The sequence below is a fragment of the Burkholderia sp. THE68 genome, assembly GCF_009938265.1.
Taxonomy (GTDB): Bacteria; Pseudomonadota; Gammaproteobacteria; order Burkholderiales; family Burkholderiaceae; genus Caballeronia.
In genome coordinates this window covers 1,195,389-1,211,727 of sequence record NZ_AP022319.1, presented here as the reverse complement: position 1 = coordinate 1,211,727, position 16,339 = coordinate 1,195,389, and the positions used below count along the sequence as shown (strand labels likewise).

Sequence of the window (16,339 nt, the reverse complement as noted above, 5' to 3'; positions counted from 1 at the left end):
GTCCGGCAATCTTTAGACTCCAAATGAGAAATACTCGCAACGCGCGCCGCCCGCGCGTCAAAGTTGCGAATCGAGCAGCGCGACGATGCGTTCCAGCAGCTTTTCGGTGAGCGGACGACGGCGCCAGTCGTCGAGCGTGATGCGTTTCGCGTGGGCGACGTCGTCGGCGAAAATCGCGGTCTGGCGGCGCGCGAAATCCCGGTCGTAGATGTTGAGGTTGGCCTCGTCGTTCAGCTTGAACGAGCGGCTGTCGAAATTGGTGGAACCGACCGACACGAGATATTCGTCGACGACGATGAGCTTGCAGTGGAACATCGTCGGCTGATACTCGTAGATTTCGACGCCCGCCGCGAGCAGATCGCCCCAGCACGCGCGCGACGCCTCGCGCACCGTGTGCGTGTCGATGCGCTTGCCCGGCGTGATGATGTGCACGGCCACGCCGCGCTTCGCCGCTTCGACGATCGCGTTGATCGTCAGCTTGTCGGGCACGAAGTACGCGCTCGACAAATGGATGGAATGCGTCGCGGCGGTGATCGCCATGAGGTACATCAACTGCATATCGTCGCTGCCGCCCGAGGGCGAGCTGCTGAACATGTGCGCGAGACCGTCGCCCGCGGGTTCGATCTTCGGAAAATAGCGCGGGCCGTGCAGCACGTTGCCGGTCGCCTTGATCCAGTTGTCCATGAAGACCGCCTGCATCTGCCCGACCGCCGCGCCTTCGACGCGAAAATGCGTGTCGCGCCAGTGCTTCTCGTCCTGCGCGTGCCCGGTCCATTCCTCGGCGATCCCGACGCCGCCCGTGAAGCCGATGCGCCCGTCGATCACGAGCAGCTTGCGGTGCGTGCGGTCGTTCATGCGCCCGAGCCCGCTCCAGTGCGGCTTGTGATACTGGACGACTTCCGCGCCCGCCTCACGCAGCATGCGCAAATAGCGCTTGTCCATTTTCGAGGTGCCGACCCAGTCGAGCAGCACATGCACCGCGACGCCCGCGCGCGCCTGATCGGACAGTGCCTGGGCGACCTCCTCGCCGATCGCGCCCGACCAGTAGATGAACGTTTCGAAGGTGATCGTCTCCCGCGCCGAGCGGATGCCCGCCAGCATCGACGGAAAAATCTCGTCGCCGTTCAGAAGCACTTCGAAGCGGTTGCCGCCGACCACGGGTGGCCCGAGCAGCAGACCCATCGAGCGGACGAACTGCGGGTCGTCGCTTGGGTACAGCCGTTCGATCTTGTGCTCGATCTTCTTCTCGCCGCTCGTCAGATTCGCGATGATCAGCACGACGACGAGCGTCACGACAACGGTCAGGACAATCAGGGCAATCGTTGGCATGCGCGGCCTCGCGGGGCGAACATTCGTCCGGAATCGCCAGTGTAAGCACGTTCCGGACCGCGCGGCGTCATGCTGGCTCAGCTTTTCGCCGGCATCCAGCCCTGCGTCTGGCCGAGCTTCGCAATCTGCTTGGCGATGGAGTCGCCGAGGCGCTTCTCGTCTGACGACACGCCCGCGTGCTTCGTCTCCGATACCGCGTGCAGTCCGCCCGATACCGCGAGCGAACTCGCCACATGCCCCGCCGCCGCGCCGACGCCCGCCATTTCCGCGACGCCCGGCGCATGGCCGCTGTCGGCCTTGGCGTCGAACTGTTCGAGCAGCTGCGGCGCGCCATGCGCGGGCTTGAAGACGAGCTGCACGGTCGCGCCGACCTTGCTTTCGCCCGCGCCGAGGCCGATCAGCATGCGGCGGCGGCGATTGCCCGCATCGATCGTATCGAAGTTGCCCTGGACGACCAGCACGCTCCGGTCTTCCGGCGGCGGCACGTCGGCGCGGACGGCGGGGAGGCCCATCGACTGAAGTTTGGCGACGATCTCGTTCGCGACTTCCTCGCGCGCCGCGACGGCGTCCTGCGCTTGCTTCTGCGCCTGCGAGTCACCGGACATCGCCGCGCCGATCTTCGAGATCATGCCGTGATTGTCGAGCTTGACTTCGCTGGCGTCGCTGGCGAAAGCGTAGACGTAGATCGTGTCCGGGCGCAGGGCGGGCGCGGCCGCGACGGTCTGCACGGACTGGCCGCCGTACTGGTTGAACTGGCTGGCGGCCTGTGCGGGGTTGCTCGCGCAGCCCGCCAGCAGCGCCGTGCCGACGACGAGTCCGGCGAGCGCCGCGCCGCGCGCCTTGTTGATGATCGAACTGAACGACGAGAATTTGATCGAGCTGGACATGTTGCATCTCCGTACCGGCCGCGCCGGGAATCGTGAATGGTCGAATTCGTGGATGCGTGAGTCGGCTGTCGGTTCTCGTTGTTGTTCGGGTCTCGCTGGGTTCCCGATCACGCAGACGCAACTATGGAGGATGGCCGCGCGGCAGGCCATCGAGCATTTATGTCGCGCGATTTCACGGGCGCGGAAGGCCCGTGGGACAAGGCTTCAGCGGGTGATTTCGCGGCGCGGCAGGCCGGCTGCAGAACACGCCGCTTGTGGTTACCATGTCCGGCACGCGTCGCGCAGGTCGTCGGCGCACTCCGCAAACTTGCCAAGGAGCAGAGATGGATCTGAAGATCGGTAACAAGCTCGCGCTGGTGTCCGGCTCGACCAAGGGCATTGGTCACGCCATCGCGGTGGCGCTGGCGCGCGAGGGCGCGCGCGTGATCGTCAACGGCCGCTCGCAGGGGTCGGTCGATACCGCGCTCGCGAAACTGCGCGAACTCGCGCCGGGCGCGCAGGCCGAAGGCTTTGCCGGCGACGTCTCCGATGCCGCGCAGGTCGACGCGCTCGTGCAGCGCTTCCCGCACGTCGATATCCTCGTGAACAACATGGGCATCTTCGATCCGAAGCCGTTCGAAGAGATTCCCGACGACGAATGGCTGCGCTTTTTCAATGCCAACGTGATGTCGGGCGTGCGGCTCTCGCGCGCCTATCTGCCGAAGATGAAGGAGAAGAACTGGGGCCGTGTGGTGTTCATCAGCAGCGAGAGCGGCGTGCAGATTCCCGTCGAGATGATTCACTACGGCATGACGAAATCGGCGCAGATTTCGCTCGCGCGCGGCCTCGCGGAGACCTGCACGGGCACGGGCGTCACGGTCAATTCGGTGTTGCCGGGTCCGACGAGTTCCGAGGGCGTCACCGAGTTCGTCGAGAAGCTCTCTGGCGGAAAAAGCTTTCACGAGTTCGAGCAGCAGTTCTTCGAGGAAGCGCGCCCGACCTCGATTCTCAAGCGCTTCATCACGCCCGAGGAAATCGCCAGCATGGTGGCTTTCGTGTGCTCGGAGTTGTCCTCGGCGACCAACGGCGCGGCGTTGCGCGCGGACGGCGGCGTGATTCGCGCGGCCTTCTGAAGCTATCCGCCGATGAGTTCGCGCGCTCGCCCGAGCGCCTCGACGATCGCCGCGACGGTTCGATCCCGCGCGGCTTCGTCGTTCTGCCGCAGCGCGTACGAAGGGTGATACGTCGCGACGACAAACTTGTCGCGATACGGCACGACGCGCCCGACATGCGCCGATAACGTCGCGCGACGGCCGAACAGCGCCGCGAGCGCGGTCGCGCCGAGCGTGACGATCACGCGCGCGCCGACGTCATGCAGTTCCTGTTCGAGCCAGTACGAGCACGCTTCGACTTCCTGCTGCGCCGGCGTCTTGTGCAGCCGCCGCTTGCCGCGCGGCTCCCACTTGAAATGCTTCACCGCGTTGGTCAGATACACCTGCTCGCGCGGCACGCCGGCCTGTCGCATGGCGTCGTCGAGCAATTGCCCCGCCGGGCCGACGAACGGCTCGCCCTTCAGATCCTCCTGATCGCCGGGCTGTTCGCCGAGCAGCATGATGCGGGCATCCGCCGGACCCGCGCCACGCACCGCCTGCGTCGCGTTGCGCCACAGATCGCAGCGGCGGCAGGTGTCGAGTGACGTGGGGGCGTCGCGTTCGGGCTGGGCCTCCTCCGCTTCCACCTGCACCGCCTTGCCGCCGAGCGCGCCGACGCTCTTCGCCTGCGCGACGCGCCGCGCCCCGCCGCGCGCATCGCTGACGAGCTTCGGAATCAGCGCGCCTTCCGGCAGCCCCTTCCAGAAACGCACCGGCATGTGTTGTTCGAGCGCGGATTCGTTCAGCCGCGCCGGGTTGAAGATGCTGCGGTAATAGGTCATCCAGAGCGCTTCGGCGGCGTCGGGCGTATCGACCGCGTGTTCCGATGCGAGCGCGCGGCGGCGCTCCAGTTTCAGGCGCGCGCCGTCGAACATCGCCGCGCCATCGGGCGTCGCGATCAGCCAGGTCGAGCGTCCCATGCGCGCCGCGAAATGGTCCGCGCCCCAGGCGAGCACGTCGTGATCGGGCTCGTACCAGGCGACATACTCGGGCGCGCCGAGCGAGGCGTCGCGCTGGCGAAAGCGCACGTACGCGATCATGTCGTGCTGCGCGCGTCGCACCGCCTTGGCCATTTTGTAGAGGCGCGCGCCGTCTTCATCGGCGGCCGATGCAACCGCGCGATCGCCCCGCGACCAGCGCCACAGCACGCGATAGAGAAAGCCCCAGCGGCGCGCGTCGCGAAAATGCGCGGCGTCTTTCAGCAGCGATGCGAGTTCCCGCGATACGCGGATTTGCGGCGCTTCCGCCACCTTCGCCGATGGCGCGGCTTCATCGAACAAGGCGGGCTCGACCTGCGACGTGCGCCAGTCGACCGATTCGGGCGCGAGTCCTTGCGCGAGCGCGTCGAGCGCGGCGGCGCGCCAGGCGTCGAAATCGTCGTCGATGGCGATGAGGTGCATCAGAGGAGCGACAGCTGCACCGGCTCCGTCGCGAGCGCGCGCCGCAGATTGTCCGACGGCGCTTCGGACAGCGGCGGCCGATAATCCGCCACGACGACGAACGGCTTCACCTTGTCCATGCTGCAGCGCAGCCGCACGAGATCCTGATAACGCACGCGCCGCGCGCGCCGCAATTCGACAATGCGCTTGGCGTTGCGCATGCCGATGCCCGGCACACGCGCGATCGTGCGCGCGGGCGCGACGTTCAGATCGACCGGAAAGCGGTCCCGATTCGCGAGCGCCCAGGCGAGTTTCGGATCGACGTCGAGCGGCAGATTGCCGGCATCGCCGAGCAGTTCCGACGCGGCGAAACCGTAGCCGCGCATCAGAAAATCCGCCTGATACAGGCGATGTTCGCGCAAGAGCGGCGGCGCCTTCGACGGCACGCCCGAGGGGCTGTCGGGAATCGGGCTGAAGGCCGAGTAATAAACGCGCTTCAGTTGATAGGAGCCGTAGAGCGTTTCAGCGGTGCCGAGGATGGTGCGGTCGTCGGTTTCATCGGCGCCGACGATCATCTGCGTGCTCTGCCCCGCCGGCGCGAATTTCGGCGCGCGCGGTTCCGCTTCGGATTCCTCGCGCGCGACCCGGATGTTGCCCATCGCCAGCTTGATCGTGCGGCCGCTTTTTTCCGGCGCGAGACGTTCGAGGCTGATTTCCGTCGGCAATTCTATGTTCACGCTCAGACGGTCGGCGTAGCGGCCAGCCTGCGCGATGAGACCGGGATCGGCATCGGGAATCGTCTTCAGATGGATATAGCCGCGAAACTGGTGCTTTTCGCGCAGCAATTTCGCGACGAGAACGAGCTGTTCCATCGTGTAGTTCGACGAACGAATCACGCCGGAACTGAGAAACAGGCCGTCGATGTAATTGCGGCGATAAAAATCCAGCGTGAGATTCACGACTTCCTCGGGCGTGAAGCGGGCGCGCGGCACGTTGCTGGAGCGGCGGTTGATGCAGTAACGGCAGTCGTAGAGACAAAAGTTCGTCAAAAGAATCTTGAGCAGCGAGACGCACCGGCCGTCGGGCGTGAAGCTGTGGCAGATGCCCGAACCGGTGCTGGCGCCAAGGCCGTCGATGCCGCGCGACTCGCGTTTCGGCGAGCCGCCGCTCGCGCATGACGCGTCGTACTTGGCGGCGTCGGCGAGGATTTCGAGCTTTTCGGAGAGATCCATCTTTACGATTGTACTGTATGTTTATACAGTATTCACGGTGAGTCGCTAAGTCAAACGTTTTGTTATTGCGCACACTTCGCGCCTGCCCGGTCGCTCTCCCACGGCATGGCGATTGCGCAAGAAAGACGGCGGCGGCCAGCATTTCGCGAGGCGGCACGCATCGAGACTATCGATCAACGGGAGGACACCATGAAGAACGCAAAGAGAAGCCTGCTTGTTTCGGCCATGATTCTGAGTCTGTCGGGCGCGGCGTTCGCGCAGGGCGCAGGCGGTGGAGCAGGCGGCGGTTCAGCGGGCGGCAACGGAGCCGGACAAGGCGGCACCGGCATGAGTACGCCGAACGCCAACGGCGTGACGGGCTCGACATCGGGCGCATCGGGCGCGAATACGATGGGCTCGTCGCAAAGCAACAAGATGCACAAGAACAAGAAGAGCAGCTCGGGCGGTTCCGATTCGGGCACGTCGGGCGGCGGCGCGGCCAAGACGTATTGACGTCGTTGTCAGCGCGCGCGGGCTTTGCGAAAGCCCGCGCGCGCTTTTCGATCCCCTCCGAAGTATCCCTGCCAGATAGGGATTTCTCCCGCTCCTTCATCACCGTACTGTAGTGCCTGAGCGCTATCCATCGCGCCGGGCGAGTACTCGTTTCGGCCGTTTTGCCGCTGCGCTCGATCCCGTCCATCGACAAAGCTGCAAGGAGTCCGAGAATCGTGTTCCCGGCTGCTTGTGCATTCGTTTCAAGGAGCTGGAACATGAAGGCGAAAACCAAACCGCAATTCTTCGCGATGATGGCTGCGTGCGCGCTCGTGACCACGGTCGGCAGCATCGGCGCGGCGCACGCTCAGGGCATGCCCGCGGACGCGCAGCAAACCGTACAGACGATGCGCCCGATGTATATGTCGCAGGCCACGCCCGATCAGTCGCAGACTGCTGCGATGCCCGCGCCGCAAGCCGATGAATCGGCATACGGCGGCATGTCGGCAGGCGCGAGCGCATCCGCGAGCGGCCGCCGTCAGGGCGGCTGCGGCGACGCACCGCGCTGCGACATCTTCTTCGGTCAATGATCGGTCAAAGGCTTTGCGTCGCGGGCGTGCGCAAGCGCCGTTCGTGACGCATTACCCGATGCGGGTCGTCCACGCGAACGTCGCGCTGACCGACTCGCCCGGCTCCAGCACCTCGCCGCCCTTCAGCGCGCGCGCCACATCCAGATTCACCCAGTCCGCCACGTTGCTCACCGGCTCCACGCAAAGCAGCCCGGGATGCGCAGAGGGCGCGTACACCACCATGTGATCGAACGGCGCGTTGGCGCTCAACGTGATCGCGCGGCCTTCGTCGGGCCACGCGATCGTCGCCGTGCGCGACCAGCCGGCGAAGTTATTGTCGAGATCGAACGCATCGGCGGACATGCCATCGCTGGACGCCATCGCATCGATGCACGGATGCGGACCCGCGTGCGTCGGCAGCAGATCCGGCGTGCTGTGCCACATCGCGGCGACGCGCGCATGCACGCGCGTGTTTCGCGTGCGCGGATAGTAGGGGTGATGGCCCATGCCGAACGGCATCGGCCGATCGGCCAGATTGCGCGCGGACATCGTGACGCTCAGTGTGTCCGCATCGAGCGCGATGTCCTGCGTCGCTTCATAAGCGAATGGCCAGTGCCGCGCCGCTTCACGCGAAGGCTCGTGCAGCAGGTGCAAGCGCGCCCGCGAAGCCGAGACTTCCTCCACGCGCCAGCCCAGACGCCACGCGTTGCCGTGCAGCGCGTGGGCGAAACCGTTGCCGTCATCGGAAAGATCGACGAGCGCGCCGTCGAACATGAAGCGCGCGTCGCGGATACGATTGCAATACGGCAAGAGCGGAAAGCTCGCCATGCCGAGCGGATCGCGCGCGGCCAGCGCGGCGGGCGTAGCGGGACGCAGCCAGTCGATCACGCGGCCATCGCGCAGTTCGTCGAACGCCGCGATCGCGCCGCCGACATGCGGCGCGAGCAGCACGCGGCGCGCGCCATGACGCAGCTCGACGAACGCTTCGGACAGTGCGGCGCTCAATATGCGAACTGCCGGTAATTTTCGTCGAACGTGCGCGCCGTCGCCTCGACGAGTGGATTGAAGCGCAACAGACGCCGTGCGCGCGCGGGCAATGCGGCGAACACGTCGCGCGGCACGTCGATATGCACCTCCGGCCGGAAATACCACGCGCGGCTATAGCCGATCACGACCATCGGACGCGGCTCTCCGTCCAGGTTCGGCGTGCCGCGATGCAGGCCGCGCACATCGCGAATCATCACGTCACCGAGGTTCATCGGCACGCGTTCGGCGGCAAAGCGCCCCGCTTCCAGGCCGGCATACGCGTCGTCGCGCGACATGCGATGCGTGCCGCGCGTCGTTTCGAGCGGACCGTTGCGATCATCGACATCGACCAGCGGGAAATTCACCGCGAGCTGGAACGAAGGCGTTTCGGGCGCATCGTCGAACAGCGGCGGCGTGTCGCGATGCCAGTCCTGATATTCGGAGCCGTGCACGGGCGTATCGGTGGCGAGCTGGCACATCACCGGATCGCGCCCGGCCACGCGCTCCACGATACCGACGATGTCCGCATCGCAAAAGATCGATGGGTCCGCGAACTCGCCCTCGAACGGCAGCGTGACGTAATAGCGGCCCGGTCCGCGATTGCCGCTCGTGGCAGCTGCGCGCGCTGCATCCACATGCGGTTGCAAGAGCGGCGCAAATGCATTGCGCCAGGCTTCGAGCGTCGCGCGCGGGAAATGGTCGCGCAGCAGCACGAAACCGTCTCGTTCGAACGCTTCGGCAAGCGCGTCTCGCGTGCCCTCGTCGTACCTGCCCATGCGCCGTCTCCTCGTCGCGAGTCCGGGGACAGAATCGCATGCACGTAATCCATTCGTCAATATTATTAGTAATAACCGGTGAAAACCCTGAGTCGAAATGCCCAATAAACACGTGCTTTCTGCGCGGTTCATCACTAATATTAGTGGCAGATTTTCGCGGCCCGCCACGCTTCGTATGCGTGGCGTCCAGCCGCCCGACGCACTCCGCAAAATGAAAAAAACCACCCAACGCCGCCCGACGATGACCGACATCGCGAAACTCACCGGAGTCTCGCAATCGACGGTCTCGCTCGTGCTGAACAACGCAAGCGGCGCGAAGTTCTCCGACACCACGCGCGACAAGGTGCTGCGCGCCGCGCAGGAACTCGGCTATCGCATGACGCAGCGCGAGCCGGTCGCGGCGCTCGAGAGCCAGGGCGAACGCAATCTGATCGTCTATCTCGCCGACGAAATCTCGACGAGCCCGCACCCGGTCGTGAGCATCGACGGCGCGCGCGATGCGGCGTTCGCCAACGGCCGCATGCTCGCGGTCTATTCGACGCACGGCAACGCGGAAATCGAAGCGAGCGTGCTCGACGCGACGCTCGGCAATCCGAACGTGCTCGGCGTGATCTACGCGACGGTCTACACGCGCCGCGTCACGCTGCCCGCCGTGCTCGCCCGCGTGCCGACCGTGCTGCTGAACTGCTACACGAACGATGCGAGCGTGTCGTCGGTCGTGCCCGCCGAGGTCGCGGGCGGGCATACGGCAACGGATCACTTGCTGGCGGCGGGCCACAGGCGCATCGGCTATATCAACGGCGAGCCGTGGCAGGACGCGGCGCGCGATCGGCTCAAGGGTTATCGGACCGCGCTCGCGACGGCCGATCTGCCGTTCGCGGCGGAACTCGTGCGCGAGGGCGACTGGAGCCCGGGCACCGGCTTCGAGCACACGCTCTCGCTGATGCGCGAGCCGAATCCGCCGACCGCGATTTTCTGCGCGAACGATCTGATGGCGCTCGGCGCGATCGAGGCGCTCAAGCAACTCGGCCTGCGCGTTCCCGACGATGTTTCCGTGCTCGGTTACGACGATCAGGAAATCGCGCGGCATACGCATCCGCCGCTTTCCACGGTCGTGCTGCCGAACTACGAACTCGGGCGCTGGGCGGTCGAGACGCTGCTTCAGGAAGAACAGAACCGCGCCGCCGGCGCGCCGGTGAGACGCCGCACGGTCAAGCTCGACGGGCCTTTGATCGAGCGCGGCTCGGTCAGGACATTGGCCGAAGCCAGGCATCTCGCAACTAATAATATTAGCGATTGACCGTTAATAAGACGCGATGAAACAATCGCCGAAGTCGCAGCCTTGAGCAATACGCATCACCACTCTCGCAGCACGCAGACCGGGCAACAACAAGCATCGGCACTACTAGAAAAAGGCAAACCATCCTATGGAGGAAGACATGCTGTCGCTAGAGAAGAAATCGCGTACGGGCCTGCGCCCGCTCGCTGCTGCACTGACCGCCCTGACGCTCGCTGCCGGCTTCACCGCCGCCCACGCCGCCGATGACGGCCTGCCGAAGATCGCGAACAAGAAGCCCTTGAAGGTCGGCTTTGCGCAGACCGAGAGCAACAACCCGTGGCGTCTCGCGGAAACGAAGAGCTTCAAGGACATCGCGGCGAAATGCGGCTGGCAGATGGTGATGACCGACGCCAACAGCTCCGCCGCCAAGCAGGTCTCGGACATTCAGAGCATGATCGCGCAGCACGTCGATCTGCTCGTGTTCCCGCCGCGTGAAGAGAAGCCGCTCGTGCCGGTCGTGATGCAGGCGAAGAAAGCGGGCATTCCGGTGATTCTCGTCGACCGCAACATCGACCAGTCGATGGCGAAGGCGGGCAAGGACTACATCACGTTCATCGGCTCGGACTTCATCGATCAGGGACATCGCGCCGCCGACTGGCTCGTGAAGGCGACCAACGGGAAGGCGACGATCATCGAGCTGGAAGGCTCGACCGGCGCGTCCGCCGCGAACGACCGCAAGAAGGGCTTCGACGAAGTGATCGCGAAGAATCCGGGCATGAAGATCATCGCGTCGCAGAGCGGCGACTTCGCGCGCGACAAGGGCCGTCAGGTGATGGAGACGCTGCTGCAGGCGCATCCGGATGTGACCGCCGTCTACGCGCACAACGACGAGATGGCGCTCGGCGCGATCGCCGCCATCAAGGCGGCCGGCAAGCAGCCGGGCAAGGACATCGTGCTCGTGACGATCGACGGCACCAAGGGCGGCCTCGAAGCGATCAAGGCCGGCGAACTCGGTGCGAGCGTGCAGTCGAGCCCGTTCTTCGGGCCGCTCGCGTGCGATGTCGCGCAGAAGTACGCGAAGGGCGAGACGATCCCGCCGTGGGTGAAGGTCTCGGACCGCTTCTACGACAAGAGCAACGTCGACGCAAGCATGCAGTACGGGTACTGAGCGAAGCGTGTGTGTCTTGCGGGCGCCTGATCGAAGGCGCTCGCTTTTTCATTTGGACGGACTCACGCATGGCTCAGACTCCCCTTCTCGACATGCAGGACATCGACATCGCGTTCGGCGGCGTCGCTGCCTTGAAACGCGCGCGCCTGACCGTCACGGCGGGCGAAGTGCACGCGCTTATCGGCCAGAACGGCGCGGGCAAATCCACGTTGATCAAGATTCTCACGGGCGCGTATCGCAAGAGCGCGGGCGCAATCCGCTTCGATGGCCGCGACGTCGATTTCCGCACGCCGAAGGACGCGCGCGAAGCGGGCATCAGTACGATCTATCAGGAGATCAACCTCGTGCCGTTTCGCTCGGTCGCGGAAAATATCTTTCTGGGACGCGAGCCACGCCGCTTCGGACTCATCGACTGGAAGACGGCGCAGCGGCGCGCGGCCGACCTGCTCGAATCATTCGGTTTGCGCATCGACGTTAAAAAGCCGGTACGCGAATACTCCACCGCGATCCAGCAGATGGTCGCGCTGGCCCGCGCCGTTTCGTCGGATGCGAAGATGGTCATCATGGACGAATCGACCTCGTCGCTCGACGAACGCGAAGTCGAATTGCTGTTCACCGTCGTGCGGCGTTTGCGTGACGACGGGCGCGCGGTGATCTTCGTATCGCATCGGCTCGATGAACTGTACGCGCTATGCGATCGCGTCACCGTGATGCGCGACGGACAGACCGTCGCCGAAAGCACGATGCAGGAGATGGACAAGCTCAAGCTCGTCACGACCATGCTCGGCCGCACGCTCGCCGCCGTCGTGCAAGAGGACAGCGCGGTGAAGGAAGCCAATCTCGCAAAGCGCGGGCCGGTGGCGCTGTCGGCGCAGGGACTCGCGGCGGGCGCGAAAGTCACGGACGTGTCGCTCGATGTGCATGCGGGCGAAGCCGTCGGTCTGGCGGGTCTGCTCGGCTCGGGACGCACGGAAACGATGCGTTTGCTGTTCGGCGCGGACCGTCCTGCCAAAGGCGCGCTTTCTGTCGGCGGCGAAAGCGCGACGTTCAGATCACCGAAGGATGCGATCGCACGCGGCGTCGCGTATCTGACCGAGGATCGCAAGGCCGAAGGCATCGTGCCGGAGCTTTCGGTGCGAGACAACCTCACGCTCGTCTGTCTGCCCGTGCTGACCAGGCGCGGCGTGGTCGACGTGGCGAAGCAGCGCGAGATCGTCGATGGTTTCATCGAGTCGCTCGGCATCAAGCTGCGCTCGCCCGATCAGCCGATACGCGAACTCTCCGGCGGCAATCAGCAAAAGGTGCTGCTCGCGCGCTGGCTCGCGACGCACCCTCGCCTTCTTCTGCTCGATGAGCCCACGCGCGGCATCGACGTCGGCGCGAAAGCCGATGTCGCGAAGATCGTGCGCGAACTGCGCGATGCGGGTCTTGCGGTGCTGCTGTCCGCATCCGAACTGGAGGAACTGACGGCGGTGGCCGATCGCGCGGTCGTGATCCGCGACGGCGAAACGGTCGCGCAACTCGATGGCGCGCAGATGAACGAGGCGGCCATCATGGATGCGATCGCATACGGCGGGGGCGCGGAGTCGACGCTCGCCGAAGCGGTGGAGGAAGCGAAACATGATCGATGACACGCAACGCGCCGCGCCGATCGTGCAGGCACCCGTGAAGAAGAAACGCGGCATCGCGATTCAGCGCGAAATCGCCGTGCTGATCGCGATGATCGTCTTCAATCTGATCTTCACGCAGCACTTCCTCTCGCTGCAGACGTTCAACGTGAATCTCACGCAAGTGGTGACGATCGTGATCGTAGGGATCGGCATGACGCTCGTTGTCGCGACGGGCGGGATCGATCTCTCCGTGGGCGCTTCGATGGCGATTGCCGGTGCGCTCGCGCCGATGCTCTTCATGAATATCGACGGTCCGCTCGGCATTCTGCTCGCGTTCACCTTGCCGATCGTCGCGGCTGCCGCATGCGGCGTGTTCAACGGCTTTCTCGTGACGCGGCTGCACGTTCAGCCGATCGTCGCGACGCTCGTGCTGTTCATCGCGGGCCGCGGCATCGCGCAGGTCGTCACGGACGGCAGCCTGCAGGCGTTCAACAATTCCACCTTTCAATGGATCGCGCTCGGCAAGGTCGCGGGGGTGCCGTTTCAGATCCTGTTGATGCTCGCGCTCGTCGCGATCTTTACCTGGATCGTGCGCAAGACCCTGTTCGGCAAGTATCTGCTCGTGACGGGCGGCAATGAGGACGCCGCGTATCTCTCGGGCATTCCGACCGCGCGCGTGAAGATGATCGCGTACACCGCATGCGCCGCGCTCGCGGGACTCGCGGGGCTGATCTCGATTTCGGTGAACTCGTCGTCGGATGCGAACGTCGTGGGCCTCGGCGTCGAACTCGATGCGATCGCGGCGGTCGCGGTCGGCGGCACTGCGTTGACGGGCGGCAAGGCGTATATCACGGGCACGCTGATCGGCGCGCTGATCATTCAGTTGTTGCGTTACACGCTGCTCGCGCACGGCATTCCGGACGCCGCCGCGCTCGTGCTCAAGGCCGCGATCATCATCGCCGCGGTGTACGTGCAACGCAAGCGAGGCTGACTGTCATGAAGAAGAACCTGCCCATTCTCATTGCGCTCGTCGCGCTGCTCGTGCTCGGCGTCACGCGTTATGAGCATTTCCTGTCGGCGTATAACGTGACGTCGTTCTGGCGTTACAACTCGATGTTCCTGCTGATATCGATCGGCATGGCGTTCGTGATCATCACGGGCGGCATCGATCTGTCGGTCGGTACGGTGGCTGCGCTCGCGAGCGTCGTGTCGGCGCTGGCGAGTCCGCATGGCGCGCTCGCCGGCGTGCTCGCGGGATCGTTCGCGGGGCTCGCGGTCGGCGTGCTGAACGGTCTCGTCATCACGCATATGCGGATTCTGCCGTTCATCGTCACGCTGGCGACGAGTCTGGGCGCGCATGGTCTGGCGTTGCTGCTCGGTCATAACGATGCAGTGGCGATTTCGTCCGATATGAATTTCGCGGCGTTCGGGCAAGGCGATTTTCTGGGGATGCCGATTCCGGGGATCGTGTGCGCGGCGGCTGCGGTGATCGGATGGATCGCGTTGCGCAGTTCGCGGTTCGGGCGGCATGCGCTTGCCATCGGCGGGAGCGAGGAAGCGTCGCGGTTGATGGGACTGAACGTGGATCGCACGCTGGTCTTCGTTTATGCCGTTTCCGGGCTGCTTGCCGGCATCGCCGGGGCGATTCTCGCGGCGCAGTTCGGCGCGGGGCAGCCGAATGAAGGCGTTGGATGGGAGCTGTTCGCGATTTCGGCTGTGGTGCTTGGGGGTACGCGGTTGACCGGGGGCGATGGGTCCATCGCGATGACGATCGCCGGTGTCGCTTTGCTTGGGCTCGTGTTCAATCTTTTGAACTTCGAGAACGGGCTGGGGTTTATTTCGTTGTCGGCGTATTGGCAGTCGGTGATTCGTGGGTTGTTCCTGTTGCTTGTGATCGTATTGCAGGCGAGGGTTCTGGGTGGGGGCAAAGTGGTCAAGGTCGCGCGTTGAGGAATTCGGCGGATCCCGCTTTCACGGGACCCGGCGAATAAAACCCATCAGGCATGCCGATGCTCCGGCACGGTCTCCCGGATTACCTCCTCCCGCCGCGTCCCTGCCACGACACCAGGAATCCCTCGCCCGCGCAGCGAGCATCCCACCGTCTCAGTCACGAACAGCAACGCAACCGCCCCCACCACACAAGCGCCCATCATGTAATAAGCCGGCACCAGCGTATTGCCCGTGCGCCCGATGAGCCAGTCGGTGACCATCGGCGCGGTGCCGCCGAAGATCGACGTCGAGAGGTTGTAGGCGATCGCCATCCCCGCATACCGCGCCTGCGTCGGGAACATTGCGGGGAACATCGCCGAGATGCTCGCGAGTTGCGGCACATAGAGCAGCCCCAGCACCCCGAGCCCGATCAGCGCGCCCGCAATGCCATGCGACATCAACGAAAACATCGGCACGGCCGCCACAAAGATGCCGACGAGCGAAAGCCACCACACCTTCTTGCGCCCGATGCGATCCGACAGCGCCCCGGCGAACGGCAGCAGCACCATCATCGACAACATGCCGATCAAGGGCAGCAGCAGCGAAAGGTTGTCGCTCATGCCGAGTTCCTTTTTCATGAACGTCGGCATATAGGCGAGCAGCACATAGTTCACCACGTTGAGCGCGACGACCAGTCCACCGAGTTGCAGCAACGGCTTCCAGTAGTTCGCGAACAGTTCGCGCAACGGCACGCCCGCATGATCCTCACGCCCCGCTGCTTCGGCGCATTCGCGAAACACCGGCGTGTCCTCCATCTTCGAGCGCAGATACAGTCCGATCAGACCGAGCGGCGCCGCGACGACGAACGGCAGACGCCAGCCCCATGCGTGCATCGCGTCGTTGCCGAGCAGGACCGAACAGCCCAGCATCAAAAGCGCCCCCAGCGAGAAGCCCGCGAGCGTGCCGAATTCGAGGAAGCTGCCGCAGAAGCCGCGCTTGTGATCGGGCGCGTACTCGGCCATGAAGGTCGCCGCGCCGCCGTATTCGCCGCCGGTCGAAAAGCCCTGGATCATGCGCAGCACGACGAGCGCCGCCGGCGCCCACAAGCCGATGCTCGCATACGAAGGCAACAGGCCGACGAGCAAGGTCGCCATCGACATGATGATGATGGTCAGCGCGAGCACATGCTTGCGGCCGAGCCGGTCGCCGAGCGGTCCCCAGAAGAGTCCGCCGAGCGGCCGGACGAGGAACGAGATCGCGAAAGTCGCGAGCGCGAACAGCGTTGCCTGCGCGGTGCTGCCGGGAAAGAGCGCGGCCGAAATGTAGGTGAGGCCGTAGCTGTAGATGCCGTAGTCGAACCATTCGGTCGCGTTGCCGATGGCCGATGCCGCCATGGCGCGCCTGATCGGCCCGCGCGATTGCGCATCTTGCGCCGTCTGCGCGTCTTTGCTCGTGGAGGGTTGCACGTAACTCATAGTCGTTGTCCGGATGCGTCGGTGACCCGGTGCTGCGCTCGCGTTCGCGCGCCATGCACCGCCATGAGTCCAAGATACA

Annotated in this window: 15 protein-coding genes; 8 read left to right on the top strand and 7 right to left on the bottom strand. The window is 64.9% G+C overall.

Annotated elements, in window-relative coordinates; all coding sequences use genetic code 11:
- Positions 1 to 57 precede the first annotated feature (57 nt).
- Both cls and BTHE68_RS33975 read right to left on the bottom strand, forming a co-directional pair.
- A complete protein-coding gene (gene cls / locus BTHE68_RS33980; RefSeq protein ID WP_162070635.1) occupies positions 58 to 1,329 on the bottom strand; it encodes a cardiolipin synthase in 1,272 nt (423 codons plus the stop codon).
- Between the two features lie 77 nt (positions 1,330 to 1,406).
- Positions 1,407 to 2,216: a DUF4410 domain-containing protein gene (locus BTHE68_RS33975; protein ID WP_162070634.1), complete on the bottom strand. Its 810-nt coding sequence runs from the start codon at positions 2,214 to 2,216 to the stop codon at positions 1,407 to 1,409.
- Positions 2,217 to 2,539: 323 nt separating this feature from the next.
- Between BTHE68_RS33975 and BTHE68_RS33970 the strand changes: the two genes are divergently transcribed.
- Positions 2,540 to 3,328, top strand: coding sequence for an SDR family NAD(P)-dependent oxidoreductase (locus BTHE68_RS33970; protein WP_162070633.1), 789 nt, complete (start codon positions 2,540 to 2,542; stop codon positions 3,326 to 3,328).
- 2 nt (positions 3,329 to 3,330) lie between these two features.
- Here BTHE68_RS33970 and BTHE68_RS33965 read toward each other — a convergent pair whose 3' ends face one another.
- Positions 3,331 to 4,746 (bottom strand): UdgX family uracil-DNA binding protein, encoded by a 1,416-nt coding sequence (locus tag BTHE68_RS33965; RefSeq protein WP_162070632.1) that lies wholly within the window; start codon positions 4,744 to 4,746, stop codon positions 3,331 to 3,333.
- Complete coding sequence (locus BTHE68_RS33960; RefSeq protein WP_162070631.1) at positions 4,746 to 5,957, bottom strand: putative DNA modification/repair radical SAM protein; 1,212 nt, start codon at positions 5,955 to 5,957, stop codon at positions 4,746 to 4,748. Before BTHE68_RS33960 ends, BTHE68_RS33965 begins: the two co-directional genes overlap by 1 nt.
- A gap of 189 nt (positions 5,958 to 6,146) precedes the next feature.
- On the opposite strand from BTHE68_RS33960, the gene BTHE68_RS33955 reads away from it, so the two are divergent.
- Both BTHE68_RS33955 and BTHE68_RS33950 read left to right on the top strand, forming a co-directional pair.
- Positions 6,147 to 6,449 carry a hypothetical protein gene (locus tag BTHE68_RS33955; protein WP_225936432.1) on the top strand — a complete coding sequence of 101 codons (303 nt, stop codon included), beginning with the start codon at positions 6,147 to 6,149 and terminating at the stop codon, positions 6,447 to 6,449.
- A 257-nt stretch (positions 6,450 to 6,706) separates the two neighbouring features.
- On the top strand, positions 6,707 to 7,018 hold the full coding sequence (locus tag BTHE68_RS33950; RefSeq protein ID WP_232078205.1) for a hypothetical protein: 312 nt from the start codon (positions 6,707 to 6,709) through the stop codon (positions 7,016 to 7,018).
- Positions 7,019 to 7,069: 51 nt separating this feature from the next.
- Here the strand turns inward: BTHE68_RS33950 and BTHE68_RS33945 are convergent, their stop codons facing one another.
- Together BTHE68_RS33945 and BTHE68_RS33940 are read right to left on the bottom strand one after the other, a co-directional pair.
- The gene (locus tag BTHE68_RS33945) at positions 7,070 to 8,002 is read right to left on the bottom strand and encodes an aldose 1-epimerase (protein ID WP_162070630.1); all 933 of its coding nucleotides are present in this window, start codon (positions 8,000 to 8,002) and stop codon (positions 7,070 to 7,072) included.
- Positions 7,999 to 8,799, bottom strand: coding sequence for a phytanoyl-CoA dioxygenase family protein (locus BTHE68_RS33940; protein WP_162070629.1), 801 nt, complete (start codon positions 8,797 to 8,799; stop codon positions 7,999 to 8,001). The genes BTHE68_RS33945 and BTHE68_RS33940 overlap by 4 nt, the downstream gene beginning before the upstream one ends.
- A 211-nt stretch (positions 8,800 to 9,010) precedes the next feature.
- On the opposite strand from BTHE68_RS33940, the gene BTHE68_RS33935 reads away from it, so the two are divergent.
- The 5 genes from BTHE68_RS33935 to BTHE68_RS33915 all read left to right on the top strand — a co-directional run bounded on the left by BTHE68_RS33935 (position 9,011) and on the right by BTHE68_RS33915 (position 14,806).
- Positions 9,011 to 10,099: a LacI family DNA-binding transcriptional regulator gene (locus tag BTHE68_RS33935; protein ID WP_232078202.1), complete on the top strand. Its 1,089-nt coding sequence runs from the start codon at positions 9,011 to 9,013 to the stop codon at positions 10,097 to 10,099.
- A 139-nt stretch (positions 10,100 to 10,238) separates the two neighbouring features.
- Complete coding sequence (locus tag BTHE68_RS33930) at positions 10,239 to 11,246, top strand: ABC transporter substrate-binding protein (protein ID WP_162070628.1); 1,008 nt, start codon at positions 10,239 to 10,241, stop codon at positions 11,244 to 11,246.
- 68 nt (positions 11,247 to 11,314) lie between these two features.
- On the top strand, positions 11,315 to 12,877 hold the full coding sequence (locus tag BTHE68_RS33925; protein WP_162070627.1) for a sugar ABC transporter ATP-binding protein: 1,563 nt from the start codon (positions 11,315 to 11,317) through the stop codon (positions 12,875 to 12,877).
- Positions 12,867 to 13,847: an ABC transporter permease gene (locus tag BTHE68_RS33920; protein WP_162070626.1), complete on the top strand. Its 981-nt coding sequence runs from the start codon at positions 12,867 to 12,869 to the stop codon at positions 13,845 to 13,847. The genes BTHE68_RS33925 and BTHE68_RS33920 overlap by 11 nt, the downstream gene beginning before the upstream one ends.
- A gap of 5 nt (positions 13,848 to 13,852) precedes the next feature.
- Entirely contained in the window at positions 13,853 to 14,806 is a 954-nt protein-coding gene (locus tag BTHE68_RS33915; RefSeq protein ID WP_162070625.1) for an ABC transporter permease, read from the top strand.
- A gap of 47 nt (positions 14,807 to 14,853) precedes the next feature.
- Here the strand turns inward: BTHE68_RS33915 and BTHE68_RS33910 are convergent, their stop codons facing one another.
- Entirely contained in the window at positions 14,854 to 16,260 is a 1,407-nt protein-coding gene (locus tag BTHE68_RS33910) for an MFS transporter (protein WP_162070624.1), read from the bottom strand.
- Positions 16,261 to 16,339: the final 79 nt, after the last annotated feature.